The sequence below is a fragment of the Kocuria sp. NPDC057446 genome (genome assembly GCF_042802875.1).
In the GTDB taxonomy this organism is placed as follows: domain Bacteria; phylum Actinomycetota; class Actinomycetes; order Actinomycetales; family Micrococcaceae; genus Kocuria.
The window spans coordinates 1-11716 of the sequence record NZ_JBHVDI010000127.1 but is presented as its reverse complement, the minus strand read 5'-3'; the positions used below and the strand labels follow the sequence as shown (position 1 = coordinate 11716).

At 74.4% G+C, this 11716-nt stretch carries 16 protein-coding genes; 11 read left to right on the top strand and 5 right to left on the bottom strand.

The genetic code is table 11. The annotated features are described in order from the left end of the window. From ACFU0Y_RS13930 to ACFU0Y_RS13920, 3 genes are all read left to right on the top strand, one after another. The coding region (locus ACFU0Y_RS13930; protein WP_380215126.1) for a hypothetical protein at positions 1 to 732 on the top strand (732 nt) is incomplete at its 5' end. 72 nt (positions 733 to 804) lie between these two features. Continuing rightward, on the top strand, positions 805 to 1290 hold the full coding sequence (locus ACFU0Y_RS13925) for a hypothetical protein (RefSeq protein ID WP_380215125.1): 486 nt from the start codon (positions 805 to 807) through the stop codon (positions 1288 to 1290). Positions 1291 to 1366: 76 nt separating this feature from the next. Continuing rightward, on the top strand, positions 1367 to 2656 hold the full coding sequence (locus tag ACFU0Y_RS13920) for a cytochrome P450 (protein ID WP_380215124.1): 1290 nt from the start codon (positions 1367 to 1369) through the stop codon (positions 2654 to 2656). Here ACFU0Y_RS13920 and ACFU0Y_RS13915 read toward each other — a convergent pair. Beyond that, positions 2614 to 3456, bottom strand: coding sequence for an SDR family oxidoreductase (locus ACFU0Y_RS13915; protein ID WP_380215123.1), 843 nt, complete (start codon positions 3454 to 3456; stop codon positions 2614 to 2616). The two genes, ACFU0Y_RS13920 and ACFU0Y_RS13915, sit on opposite strands and share 43 nt — an antisense overlap. 99 nt (positions 3457 to 3555) lie before the next feature. Here ACFU0Y_RS13915 and ACFU0Y_RS13910 point away from each other — a divergent pair, with 99 nt between their 5' ends. Further along, complete coding sequence (locus tag ACFU0Y_RS13910) at positions 3556 to 4104, top strand: pyridoxamine 5'-phosphate oxidase family protein (protein WP_380215122.1); 549 nt, start codon at positions 3556 to 3558, stop codon at positions 4102 to 4104. A 172-nt stretch (positions 4105 to 4276) separates the two neighbouring features. After that, on the top strand, positions 4277 to 4609 hold the full coding sequence (locus ACFU0Y_RS13905) for a cupin (RefSeq protein WP_380215121.1): 333 nt from the start codon (positions 4277 to 4279) through the stop codon (positions 4607 to 4609). Positions 4610 to 4648: 39 nt separating this feature from the next. Here ACFU0Y_RS13905 and ACFU0Y_RS13900 read toward each other — a convergent pair whose 3' ends face one another. Continuing rightward, entirely contained in the window at positions 4649 to 4816 is a 168-nt protein-coding gene (locus ACFU0Y_RS13900) for a hypothetical protein (RefSeq protein ID WP_380215120.1), read from the bottom strand. Positions 4817 to 5014: 198 nt separating this feature from the next. Here ACFU0Y_RS13900 and ACFU0Y_RS13895 point away from each other — a divergent pair, with 198 nt between their 5' ends. The 5 genes from ACFU0Y_RS13895 (at position 5015) to ACFU0Y_RS13875 (ending at position 8080) form a co-directional block, all read left to right on the top strand. Next, positions 5015 to 5674, top strand: coding sequence for an SDR family oxidoreductase (locus ACFU0Y_RS13895; RefSeq protein WP_380215119.1), 660 nt, complete (start codon positions 5015 to 5017; stop codon positions 5672 to 5674). Between the two features lie 166 nt (positions 5675 to 5840). After that, complete coding sequence (locus ACFU0Y_RS13890; protein WP_380215118.1) at positions 5841 to 6323, top strand: pyridoxamine 5'-phosphate oxidase family protein; 483 nt, start codon at positions 5841 to 5843, stop codon at positions 6321 to 6323. Next, positions 6320 to 6658, top strand: a complete 339-nt coding sequence (locus tag ACFU0Y_RS13885; RefSeq protein WP_380215117.1) for an acylphosphatase — start codon at positions 6320 to 6322, stop codon at positions 6656 to 6658. Before ACFU0Y_RS13890 ends, ACFU0Y_RS13885 begins: the two co-directional genes overlap by 4 nt. Positions 6659 to 6699: 41 nt before the next feature. Further along, a complete protein-coding gene (locus tag ACFU0Y_RS13880) occupies positions 6700 to 7671 on the top strand; it encodes a cation diffusion facilitator family transporter (RefSeq protein WP_380215116.1) in 972 nt (323 codons plus the stop codon). Beyond that, positions 7661 to 8080, top strand: a complete 420-nt coding sequence (locus ACFU0Y_RS13875; RefSeq protein ID WP_380215115.1) for a hypothetical protein — start codon at positions 7661 to 7663, stop codon at positions 8078 to 8080. The genes ACFU0Y_RS13880 and ACFU0Y_RS13875 overlap by 11 nt, the downstream gene beginning before the upstream one ends. Here ACFU0Y_RS13875 and ACFU0Y_RS13870 read toward each other — a convergent pair. Both ACFU0Y_RS13870 and ACFU0Y_RS13865 read right to left on the bottom strand, forming a co-directional pair. Next, a complete protein-coding gene (locus ACFU0Y_RS13870; protein WP_380215127.1) occupies positions 8055 to 8453 on the bottom strand; it encodes a DUF779 domain-containing protein in 399 nt (132 codons plus the stop codon). The genes ACFU0Y_RS13875 and ACFU0Y_RS13870 overlap by 26 nt on opposite strands. A gap of 144 nt (positions 8454 to 8597) precedes the next feature. Further along, the gene (locus ACFU0Y_RS13865) at positions 8598 to 9368 is read right to left on the bottom strand and encodes a spermidine synthase (RefSeq protein ID WP_380215114.1); all 771 of its coding nucleotides are present in this window, start codon (positions 9366 to 9368) and stop codon (positions 8598 to 8600) included. A 92-nt stretch (positions 9369 to 9460) separates the two neighbouring features. Between ACFU0Y_RS13865 and ACFU0Y_RS13860 the strand changes: the two genes are divergently transcribed. Continuing rightward, positions 9461 to 11020 (top strand): DHA2 family efflux MFS transporter permease subunit, encoded by a 1560-nt coding sequence (locus ACFU0Y_RS13860; protein WP_380215113.1) that lies wholly within the window; start codon positions 9461 to 9463, stop codon positions 11018 to 11020. Here ACFU0Y_RS13860 and ACFU0Y_RS13855 read toward each other — a convergent pair. Continuing rightward, a complete protein-coding gene (locus ACFU0Y_RS13855; RefSeq protein WP_380215112.1) occupies positions 10986 to 11600 on the bottom strand; it encodes a cyclodeaminase/cyclohydrolase family protein in 615 nt (204 codons plus the stop codon). The two genes, ACFU0Y_RS13860 and ACFU0Y_RS13855, sit on opposite strands and share 35 nt — an antisense overlap. Positions 11601 to 11716: the final 116 nt, after the last annotated feature.

Below are 11716 nucleotides of genomic sequence, written 5' to 3'. Positions count from 1 at the left end.
GCCCCGCGCTCCCCGGCCCCCGCGCCGCCGGCGCCCCGCGAGGACCAGCTGGGCCTCGTGGGGGTCCGCGAGGAGCTCGACGCGGTCGACGTGCTCCGGGGCGTGCGGCCCGGGCAGGAGCTGTGGTGGATGGACACCTTCCCGCTGACGCTGGCCGGCGACCTGGACGCGATCCACCGGGCGCTCGACGCCGGGGTCCGGGTCCGGCTGCTGGTCCTCGACCCGAAGTCGCCCGCGCTCGCGTCCCGGCTCCACGAGATCCGCCACCACTACGGCCTCTCGCCCATGGACCTGCGGCGCAGCTTCGACACGCTGGTCCACCAGCTCCGGGCCCTGGGGGAGACCGACCCCCTGGTGGCCGAACGCCTCGAGGTGCGGGTCTACGACGGTCTGCCCGGCGCACCGATCTTCCTCGTGCTCGGGAGCCCCGCGGCGGCGGAGGGCTCCGCCGCCGACCGTCCCAGGGGCGGGCCCTCCGTGCCGGCCGCGGGCGAGCCGGAGGTGCTCCGGGCGTTCAGCAGCTACTTCCTGCTCGACGCCAGCCAGGACATGCCCTACCTGGAGTGGCGGGACGGTCCCTTCGCCGCCCGGCTGCACGCCTACGCCCGGCACAAGTGGGACGAGGGGCACACAGTGTTCCCGACCGAGCCCGCCGACCGCTCGGCCTCGGCGTTCAACGTCCGGTCCGCGGCGGCGCCGCGCGCGGCGGGAGGAGACACCGGGCGCGGCTGACGCCCGGGCCGGCTCCCTCGTGGCAGGGCGGGGCCTGTGGCGGTGGAACCGTGAGTCTGCTGAGATGGCGGCATGGACGTTTCGGATTTCAAGACCCTGTTCGGCGACGACATCCGGGCATGGCTCGACTGGGGCGCGCTGGACGACGAGAACAGCCGGGTCCAGGACCTGGTGATCTCCTCCCGGGAGGAGCTCGCGGATCTCTACACGGTGTGGCACGTGGATCCCGAGGGAAACCCGGGGGAGTGGTCGCACCCGCAGCACCGGCCGCAGACCCTCGCCGAGGCGGCGGCGAAGCAGTGGCCGGAGGACCGGCAGGCGAAGATCGAGCACATGCGGCAGGAGTTCGCGGAGGAGTCGGGGCCGGTCCAGCTGACCGTCCCGGCCTACCGGACCGAGGGGTCCCTCGTGGTCCTCGACTCCAACCACCGGCTCGTGGGCGCCTACCTCTCCGAGGCGGATCTGCGCGTGCTGGTGGTCGTGCTGGACGGCCCGTCCTCCTCCCAGATCCTTCCCGCGACGGCGCAGATCGAGAACGACCAGGCGGACCGGCCCTGAGGACTGCCCCGGGGCCGGTGATCGGCGTGCCGCCGTGGCCCTGCCCGCCGTCGCACCCCGCGGATAGCATGAGCCCATGAGCGACGACGCCCGCCCCGAGACCCGCTGCCCCGTCCCGCACGGCGACCGGCGCAGGACCGCACCGCCCGGCGAGCGCGGCACGCCGCGGGTGGAGGTGCTCGACGGCGTCTGGCACGTCCGGTCCCTGCCGCTGGTCCGCCAGGTGCTGCGGGAGGCCGACGGCACGGTCCAGGCCGGCTTCAGCGCCGAGACCGCCCAGCAGGGCCTGACCGGGGACCACCCGCCCGTGCTCTACGCGGACGGCCCCGAGCACCGGCGCCAGCGCTCCGCCACGGCGAGGTTCTTCACCCCGGCCACCGTGCGCCGCCGCTACCGGGACCTCATGGAGGAGCGCGCCGACGAACTGGTCGAGCGGATCCGGCAGGACGGCGGGACCGAGCTGTCCGCGATCACGCTGCGCTACTCCGTGGAGGTCGCCGCCCAGGTGGTGGGGCTGACGAACTCCGACATCGACGGGATGTCCCGGCGCCTGGAGCGCTTCTTCAGCGGCCCCGTCACCGGATCCGCCGGTTCCGGCGGTGCGCCGCGGCGGCTCGCCGGCCGGGTGGGCGCCGTCCTCGGCTCCCTGCGACCGCTGTGGGCGATGAACGCCTTCCGGCTCAAGGACGTGCGCCCGGCCATCAGGGCACGGCGCGAGCAGCCCCAGGAGGACGTGGTCTCGCACCTGCTCGCGGAGGGCTACTCGGACCGGGAGATCCTCGTGGAGTGCGTCACCTATGCCGCCGCCGGCATGGCCACCACCCGGGAGTTCATCTCGGTGGCCGCCTGGCACCTGTTCGAGGACGCCCGGCTGCGCGAGGAGTACCTCGCGGCCGACGAACCGGCGCGGCACGGCATCCTGCACGAGATCCTGCGACTGGAGCCCGTGGTGGGCCACCTCTACCGCCGCACCACCCGGGACCTGGTCCTGGCGGACGGCGCCGAGCGCCACGAGGTGCCTGCCGGGGCCCTGCTCGACCTCTACGTCCGCCAGGCGAACACGGATCCGCAGGAGCTGGGGGAGGATGCCCGGCAGATGTGCCCGGAGCGGTCCCGGCCGCGGGGCATCCGGCCGGAGGTGATGTCCTTCGGGGACGGCGCCCACCGCTGCCCGGGCGGGTTCCTCGCCGTCCAGGAGACCGACATCTTCCTGCAGCGCCTGCTGCGGCTGCCCCTGGAGTTCGCCCACCCGCCGCGGGTCTCGTGGGTCGAGCTGATCGCCGCCTACGAGGTGCGCGACGTCGTCCTGCGGGTGGGCGCCGGTCAGGGGTGGCGCACGCCCTCCCCGGCGAGCACCGCCCGGTAGCCCTCCCGGTAGGTGGGGTGGCGCAGCTCCACGCCGGACTCCCGCAGCCGCCGGTTGGACAGCCGCTTCGAGCCACGGGCCGGTGCGTCCGCCTCCGGGACGTCCTCGGGCCGGGTGACGCCGAGCTCCTGCGCGAGGAACTCGAGGACCTCGAGCTCGGGCACGGGCTCGTCGTCCGTGCCGAGGTACAGCGTGAGCGGCTGGGCGTCCATGGTCAGCAGGTGCACGGCGGCGGCCGCGGCGTCGTCCCGGTGGATCCGGTTGGTCCAGGCGGCCCCGGCCGCAGCGTCCCCCGAGCGCACCTTGTCGATCAGCCGGGTCCGGCCCGGTCCGTAGATCCCGGACAGGCGCAGGACCGTGCCGTGCGGGAACTGCTCGTGGAACAGCTCCTCGGCCTCCAGCAGGATCCGCGCGGTGGGGGTCGCAGGGTCCGGCGGGGTGTCCTCGGTGACCTCCCCACCGTCGGCGTCCCCGCAGACGGCGGTCGAGGAGATCAGCAGGGCACGCCGGGGCAGGGTCCCGGCGGCCCGCAGGCCGTCGAAGAGGTGGCGCAGACCGTCGACGTAGGCCGCTCGGTAGGCCTCGGGCGTTCGCCCGTCCGCGGCGGTGGCCACCACCAGCAGCTCGACGTCGCCCGGCAGCTCCGGCACCTCCGTGCTCAGGTCCACCGAGACCCCCGTCAGCGGCGGCGGCACCAGCTCCGCGCGGCGGCGCAGGCCCAGCACCTCGTGCCCCTGCTCGGCCAGCCGCAGCCCGATCTCCGTGCCCAGGTCCCCGCATCCCGCGATCACCACGCTCATGCGCCCGATTCTCGCACGTCCCGGTCCGGGTGCCGCAGTGCGCCGGCCCCGGAACCGCTCCTGTTCCCCCGGCGTGCGCCGCGCCGTAGGTTGGAGGTGGTGACCGGGCACCCCCGGGCAGCCGAGGCGCACGGGAAGGGGACGACGGTGGACTGGTACCGCAAGGACGTGGAGGAGCTCGCGCCCGAGGAGTGCTGGGACCTGCTGCGGGCGGACGGCGTCGCCCGGCTGGCCGTCGTGGTGGACGGGGCGCCGGAGATCTTCCCGATCAACTACGTGGTGGACCGCGGCACGATCGTGTTCCGCTCGGGCCTGGGCACGAAGGTCAGCGGCGCGCTCGAGGGCCGGGCCGTGGCCCTCGAGATCGACGGGCGCGATCCCGGGACCGCCACGGCGTGGAGCGTGATCGCCAAGGGCGGCGCCGAGAGCGTCCGGCCGGGCCACGCCCTCATGGAGGCTCTGCAGCTGCCGCTGTTCCCGTGGCAGGAGGGCGTGAAGGACCGGTTCGTCCGCATCGTCCCGACGACGGTGACGGGCCGCCGCTTCACCATGGCCGACCACGAGGCGTGGAACTCCCCGACCGCCGTCGGCCGCCGGACCCCGGGCGGGTCCGCCCGCTGGACCGAGGCCGGCTCGGGCGGGTCGTGACGCACGGGCCCGGCTCCCGCGGAGCCGGCCGTGTCGGACCGCAGAGCCGTCCGCGGCCGGTCAGTAGGGTGGGAGCACGACGTGCACAGGGGCCCGGCAAGCTGACCCCCGCGACGCTGCGGGAGTTCGCCGTGGTCGACGGAGACCGGATCACCTACCCAGGAGGACGACCATGCAGCACCTGAACGAGCTCGCTCTGCAGCACCTCAACGAGGCCCGGCACAACGGGCACGGGCGCAGCTCGCAGCGCCTGCTGCACCAGAAGGTGCTGCGCCAGACGCTCCTGGCCCTCAAGGAGGGCGCCGTGCTCGCCGAGCACAACGCCCCGTACGCCGGGAGCCTGCAGGTGCTGCACGGGCGGATCCGGGTCTCCTCGAGCGTGGACCTGGTGCTCGAGGCCGGACATCTGCACGTGATCCCCGCGGAGCGACACTCCGTCGAGGCCCTGGAGGACGCGGTGTTCATCCTCACCGCGGTGACCGGCATCGAGGACGCCGCCGAGTAGCCCGGGGCCCTGGACGGCTCCGCCGAGGACGGACGGGGCTCAGCGCCGGCCCAGGTGCTTCTCCCGGCGGTAGGCGATGAACACGCCGGACACCGCGATCATCAGCATCATCGCGGCGATGAGGGCGAGCGTCCACGCGCCGTCGAGCAGCGCGACGACCAGCAGGACGAGGGCGATCGCGCACAGCAGCAGCTGGAAGATCAGCACGGGGTCAGCCTTCGGTCGGGAACAGGGGTCCCGTCGAGGCTACCCGAGCCCCGGACGGCTGGACCGTGCGCATTCCCGGTTTCGCCCTCCGCGTGAGCCGTGTCCCTGCGGCCGGGACGGGACTAGCGTCGGGGAAGAACACCACGTCCCCTCTGCACCCCGATCTGCACCCCGATCCGCACCCCGAGGAGTACCCCCATGTCCCACACAGCCATCATCGGCGGCCACGGCAAGGTCGCGCTCATCCTCGCCCAGCTGCTCAAGACCGGCGGCGACGACGTCACGAGCATCTTCCGCAACCCGGACCACACCGAGGACGTCGAGAACACCGGCGCGTCCCCCGTGGTCGCCGACGTGGAGCAGCTGTCGGTCGCCCAGCTCGCCGATCTGCTCGAGGGCCAGGACGCCGTCGTGTGGAGCGCCGGCGCCGGCGGCGGCAGCCCCGAGCGCACCTACGCCGTGGACCGTGACGCGGCGATCCGCGCCATGGACGCGGCCGTGATGGCCGGCGCCAAGCGCTTCGTCATGGTCTCCTACCACGGTGCCGGCCAGGACCACGGCGTTCCCGAGGACGACCCCTTCCACGCCTACGCCCAGGCCAAGGCCGACGCGGACGACCACCTGCGCGCCTCCTCGCTGGACTGGACGATCGTGGGACCCGGCGCCCTCACCGAGGACGAGGCGAGCGGCCGGATCGACGTCTCCACGGGCGAGCGGGACGGCGAGCACCGGACGTCCCGGGCCAACGTGGCCCTCGTGGTCTCGGCCGTGCTGAACGACCCCTCGACCATCGGCAAGACCATCGAGTTCTCCGACGGCAGCACGATGATCTCCGACGCGCTGGAGGTGCAGGCGTGACCGCCTGAGCCCACCGCACGAGGGGCGGTCGCCGCGCACCGGGTCCGGGGCGCAGCGGCCGCCCCTCGCCGTCCGGGCCGGCGGGTGGGCGGCACGTGGTTCCGCCCGGAACGAATTCCTGGGCCCTGCCGCGCCACGAGGCCCGTCGGTTCTCTACCCTGATCACATGAGCACCCATCAGGATGACATCCAGCACATCGTGGATTTCGTGAACCGCACCCGCGTCGGCATGCTGAGCACCCGGGAGGCCACCGGCAAGCTCGTCAGCCGGCCGATGACCGTGGTCGACGTCGCCCCGGGGGAGGACCTCAACTTCTTCACCAGCCGGGACACCTCCTCGGTCCGGGACGTGGCCGCCAACGACGCCGTCAACGTCGCCTTCGTGGGGGACCACGAGTGGGTCTCGATCTCCGGGGCCGCCGAGGTGGTCGAGGACCCGCAGGTGGTCGAGGGCCTGTGGTCCGACGCGCTCAAGGTCTACTACCCGGACGGCCCCGCCACCCCGGAGCTCGTGGTGCTGCGGGTGCGCACGGAGACCGCCGAGCACTGGCGCAGCCCCGGGACGGTCGCCACCGCGCTGCGCTGGGCGAAGGCCCGGGCCACCGGCGAGCAGATCGACCCCGGCCGGTCCACGGTGGTGGACCTGTGAGCCTGCCGCCGATCCACCAGGGCGCCTCCGCCGGCCGGGACCCCGACCACCTGGACCTCGAGGAGGACCTGCGCCTGACCGCCGTGGTGCACGGCTCCGTGCAGGGCGTCGGATTCCGCTGGTGGACCGCACGCCACGCCGAGCAGCTGGGTCTGCACGGCTCGGCGGTCAACAACGCGGACGGCACCGTGGGGGTGGTCGCCGAGGGCCCCCGGCACGCCGTGCGGGACCTGCTCAAGGCCCTCAACGGCGGCGGCACGCCCGGCGCCGTCATGAAGGTGGACTCCCACTACGGACCCGCGACCGGGGAGTTCCGGGGTTTCGTCACCGGCTGATCCACGACGCCGCGCCCGCGCCCCCGTCCTACGATGGAGGCATGGCTCACGACGACGCCGGGCACCGCGGGCAGACGGTGGACGGGCACGATCACGGACCCGGGCACTCGCACGCCGGGCCCGCGACCGACCGGTGGCGGATCGCCACCGCCTTCGGCATCACCGCGGGGCTCTTCGTCGTCCAGCTGGTCGGGGCCCTGTGGACGGGCTCCCTGGCGCTGCTCATCGACACCGCCCACGTGCTCACCGACGCGGGCGGGCTGCTGCTCGCGCTGATCGCCGCGCAGCTGACCCTGCGCCCGCCGAGCGCCCGACGCACCTGGGGCTGGCGGCGCGCGGAGATCGTGGCCGCGGCCCTGCAGGCGGGGGTGCTGCTGGCCGTGGGGCTGTTCGTGCTCGTGGAGGGCGTTCGCCGGTTCCTCGAGCCGCACCCGGTGGCCTCGGCGGAGCTGCTGGTCTTCGGCGTCCTGGGCCTGGCGGGCAACCTCGTGGCGATGCTGGTGCTCTTCGGGGGCCGGCGCTCCAACCTGAACCTGCGCGCGGCGATGCTCGAGGTGCTCAACGACGCGCTGGGCTCGGTCGCCGTGATCGTCGCGGCCGTGGTCATCACCCTCACCGGCTGGATGCAGGCGGACGCCGTCGTGGCGCTGCTCATCGGCGTCCTCATCGTGCCCCGCACCATCCGGCTGCTCCTGGAGTCCCTGTCGGTGCTCATGGAGAGCGTGCCCCCCGGCCTGGACATGGACGAGGTCCGCGGGCACATCCTCGGGCTGCCGCACGTGGTGGAGGTCCACGACCTGCACGCCACCCGGATCTCCTCGGACCTGCCCGTGCTCACCGCCCACGTGGTGCTCGAGGAGGACTACTTCTACTCCGGCGGATCGGCCGAGGCGCTGGGCCGGATCCAGCGCTGCGTGGCCGAGCACTTCCCGGTGTCCGTCCAGCACTCCACGATCCAGCTCGAGCCGGCGAACCACGACGAACCGGAGGTCTGCACGCCCCGTGAGCACTGAACCCCCTGCCCCCGAAACTCCTGCCACCGAGCCCCCGAGCACCGGGCACCACTGCCTGGTCGTGTACGTCCCCGCCACCCACGCCGAGCAGGTCCTGCGGGCCCTGGGCGACGCCGGCGCCGGACGGGCCGGGCCCTACTCCCACAGCGCGTTCGTGAGCCGCGGCACCGGGCGCTTCACACCGCTGCCCGGGGCCCGCCCCGCGATCGGGGAGATCGGGACGCCCCAGGAGGTCGACGAGGTCCGCATCGAGACGCTGTACCCGGCGGCCGTGCGCGAACACGTGCTGCAGGCGATGGCCGGGGCCCACCCCTACGAGGTCCCGGCCTTCGCCACCTTCCCGGTCCACGACCGGGGCCCGTCCTTCGACGAGCAGGGCCGGCTCAGGAGCCGGCCGGATCCGGCCTGAGCGCCGAGCGGATCAGGAACCGCTTGCCCTCCGGCGCCTCCACCGAGAATCCGGAGCCGCGTCCCTCGACCACGTCCACCGTGAGCAGGGTGTGCTTCCAGTACTCGAACTGCTCGCGCGACATCCAGAACTCGAGCTCGGCCGTGGCCGGGTCCCCGGGCAGGGTGAACACGCCCAGCAGCACGTCCGCCGGGCCGGTGAGGAAGTCCCCGGCCGGATAGCACATGGGCGCGGAGCCGTCGCAGCACCCGCCGGACTGGTGGAACATCAGCCGCCCGTGCAGCTCCCGCAGCCTCCCGAGGAGCTCCACGGCGGCCGGCGTGAGGGCCACGCGGGAGGAGGTCTCTCCCGCCACGGCGGGAACGGACTCCAGGACGGCGGTGTCCCCGGGGGCGCTCCGGCCGGGGTCGCCGGCAGTGCTCCCGGCGGGCTGTCCCGTGGTGTGCTCGGTGGTGTGCTCGATGGACTTCTCGGTGCTGCTCACGGCGCGCTCCTCGGCTCGACGGTGTGAGCCACGCTACAGGCGGTGCAGCAGTTCCTCCAGGGCCAGGCCGTCCAGCACGCCCGCCGGGTGCGGTCCGGCCACCGCGAGGGCGTCCGCCCACTCCCGGGGCAGCGGACGGCGCCCGCCCACGAGGACCAGGTTGCCCGGGTAGCGGCCCGTGAGCAGCCGCTCCTCGGCCAGGCACCACACGTCGGCGAACGCCTCCCGCACGGCCCGCGCCTGCTCGGCGAAGAACGCCAGCCCGGGGTCGTCGCCCACGTTGACGACGAGCACCCCGCCGGGCGCCAGCAGACCGGCGGCCTCGGCGTAGAAGGAGACCTCCGTGAGGTGGCCGGGGGCGTCCCGCCCCGAGAAGACGTCGAGGACCACGAGGTCGGCGGTGCCGGGGGCGACGACGTGCGGCAGGGCCGCCCGGGCGTCCTCGATCACGACCCGCACGTCCGCGCCCGCGGGCAGGGGCAGCGCCTCGAGCACGAAGGCGGGCAGCTCCCGCTCGAGCTCCACGGCGACCTGCACGGAAGCGGGCCGGGTCGCGGCCACGTATCGGGCGAGCGTCAGGGCCCCGGCGCCCAGGTGGACCGCGGTGACCGGCGCGCCCGGCGCCGCCACGACGTCGACGACGTTGCCGATCCGCCGCAGGTACTCGTAGAAGATCTCCCCGGGACGGGCGAGGTCCACGTGGGACTGCTCGGCCCCGCCGATGGACAGCACGTACCCGCCCTCGGTGAAGCCGTCGGGGGTGATCTCGGCGTGCACGCCGGCGTCCTTGAGGTATCTGCGCATGCGCACCATTCTCCCCGGGGCCTAGGATCTGGTGGTGGCGTCCTGCCCGCGGTGCGGACGACGCCCTCCCCTCGCCCGAAGGAACCCGCCCCATGGCCCACGACGTCCCCCTGCCCGCCCCGACCGGGGCTCCCGCGCCCCCGGGAGCCCCGGCTCCCGTGCCCGGACCGCTGACCGCGCCCGCCCCGCAGGGACCGCCCCCGGTGGACCTCGCGGCCCGTGACCGCCTGGTCATCGGGCTGCTGCTCGCCTCCACCTTCGTGGTGATCCTCAACGAGACCATCATGGGCGTCGCCCTGCCGAGCCTGATGCAGAGCCTGTCGATCACTGCGGTCGCGGGCCAGTGGCTGACCACGGCCTTCATGCTGACGATGGCCGTGGTCATCCCGGTCACCGGGTTCCTGCTCCAGCGGCTGCACACCCGGCCCGTGTTCCTCACCGCGATGGGCCTGTTCAGCGCCGGCACGCTGATCTGCGCCGCGGCCCCCGGCTTCGGCGTCCTGCTGGCCGGGCGGGTGGTGCAGGCGGGCGGCACCGCCATCATGCTGCCCCTGCTGATGACCACGGTGCTGACGCTCGTGGCGCCCACCCGGCAGGGCCGTGTCATGGGCAACATCTCGATCGTCATCTCGGTGGCCCCGGCCATCGGCCCCTCGATCTCCGGGATCATCCTCAGCGTGCTGGACTGGCGCTGGATGTTCCTGGCCGTGCTGCCGATCGCCCTGGCGTCCCTGCTGCTCGGGGCGCTGCGGATGCCGAACGTGACCGAGCCCCGCCCGGCCTCCCTCGACGTCCCGTCGGTGGTGGTCTCCGCCCTGGGCTTCGGCGGGCTGGTCTACGGTCTGAGCACCATCGGGGAGGGCGCAGCGGCCCCCGTCCCGGCCTGGGCGCCGCTGGGCGTGGGCGCCGCGGCGCTGGCCGTGTTCGTGCGCCGTCAGCTCCGGCTCCAGCGCGCGGACCGGGCTCTGCTGGACCTGCGCACCTTCACGTCGAGGACCTTCACGGTGGCGACCGTGGTGCTCGGCCTCAGCGTGACCGCCCTGTTCGGCACGCTGCTCGTGCTGCCCCTCTACCTCCAGAACGTGCAGGGCCTCGACCCGCTGGCCACCGGGCTGCTGCTGCTGCCGGGCGGACTGGTCATGGGTCTGCTCGCGCCCGTGGTGGGCCGGGTGTACGACCGCTCCGGTCCGACCGTCCTGCTCGTGCCCGGCACGCTCGTCGTCAGCGGCGCGCTGTGGAGCCTGACCCTCACCTCGGAACGGACCCCGGTCCCCGCCGTGCTGCTCGCCCACGTGGTGCTCAGCGTGGGGCTCGCCCTGATCTTCACGCCCCTGTTCACCGCCGGGCTGGGCGCGCTGCCGCACGCGCTGCACGCGCACGGATCGGCCGTGGTCGGCACCGTGCAGCAGGTCGCCGGCGCCGCCGGTGCCGCGCTGTTCATCACGGTCATGACCCTCGGCACGGCGGCCTCGGACGCGCCGGGCGTCGAGGCCGCCGCCGCGGGCGTCCGGGCCGCCTTCCTGTGCGGGGCGGTCATCTCGCTGCTCGCCGTCGTCGGCTCCTTCTGGGTGCGCCGCCCGGCGGGCGCGGAGGACCGACGCGCAGCAGGGCCCGGTCTCAGTCCCGGACGCGCTCGCGGATCCGCCGGGTGAGCTCCGCGGCGTCCTCGACGGCCTGCTCGCCCTCGGCCAGTCCCGCGCGCAGCTCCTCCCGGGTCGCGGCGTCCTTGAGGGACCGGACGTTGATCTCCAGGGTGACCATGGCCGTGGCCACGGCGGCCCGGGCCGCCTCGGAGGCCGCCGCCACGTCGCTGAGCACGTTGGGGTTGCACCAGTCGGTCAGCTCGCGCGCGAGCCCCACGACCTCGGCGCCCACGCCGATGAGCTCCCGTGGGGGCCGCGCCGCGCCGGCGGTGGCCTCCTGGACCGCCCGCGAGCGCTCCGCCCGCTCCGCGTCGGTGTCCTTCGGCAGGGTGTAGGCGGCCGAGAGCGCGCCGAAGGCCTCGGCGTCGGCGTCCGCCAGACCCAGGGCGCGGGGGATGAGCTCCTCGGCGAGGTCGGCCGTGCGCTCGGCCCGGTCGGCGTGCTCGTCACCCGTGGAGTAGCGGGCGGACATCGCGAGCAGGGCCGCGCCCAGCGCCGCCTGCAGGGCCCCCGCCGCCCCGCCGCCGGGGGCGGGCTCCCCCGAGGCCATGCGCTCCACGTAGGACCTGACGTTCTCCGAGCTGATCACAGCGGTTCCTTCCGGTGGCGGGGTCCGCCGCCCGCCAGGGGCGGGCGCAGGCGGTGGCGTCCGCACGAGCCTAGTCCTCCGCCGGTGTCCGTGGTGAGTCCCGCGGCCCCCGGCGG

Coding starts and splice junctions, on each gene's coding strand:
- ACFU0Y_RS13860 (WP_380215113.1), top strand. CDS start 9,461: ATGGCCCACGACGTCCCCCTGCCCGCCCCGACCGGGGCTCCCGCGCCC.
- ACFU0Y_RS13905 (WP_380215121.1), top strand. CDS start 4,277: ATGCAGCACCTGAACGAGCTCGCTCTGCAGCACCTCAACGAGGCCCGG.
- ACFU0Y_RS13865 (WP_380215114.1), bottom strand. CDS start 9,368: ATGCGCAGATACCTCAAGGACGCCGGCGTGCACGCCGAGATCACCCCC.
- ACFU0Y_RS13880 (WP_380215116.1), top strand. CDS start 6,700: ATGGCTCACGACGACGCCGGGCACCGCGGGCAGACGGTGGACGGGCAC.
- ACFU0Y_RS13890 (WP_380215118.1), top strand. CDS start 5,841: ATGAGCACCCATCAGGATGACATCCAGCACATCGTGGATTTCGTGAAC.
- ACFU0Y_RS13920 (WP_380215124.1), top strand. CDS start 1,367: ATGAGCGACGACGCCCGCCCCGAGACCCGCTGCCCCGTCCCGCACGGC.
- ACFU0Y_RS13915 (WP_380215123.1), bottom strand. CDS start 3,456: ATGAGCGTGGTGATCGCGGGATGCGGGGACCTGGGCACGGAGATCGGG.
- ACFU0Y_RS13925 (WP_380215125.1), top strand. CDS start 805: ATGGACGTTTCGGATTTCAAGACCCTGTTCGGCGACGACATCCGGGCA.
- ACFU0Y_RS13895 (WP_380215119.1), top strand. CDS start 5,015: ATGTCCCACACAGCCATCATCGGCGGCCACGGCAAGGTCGCGCTCATC.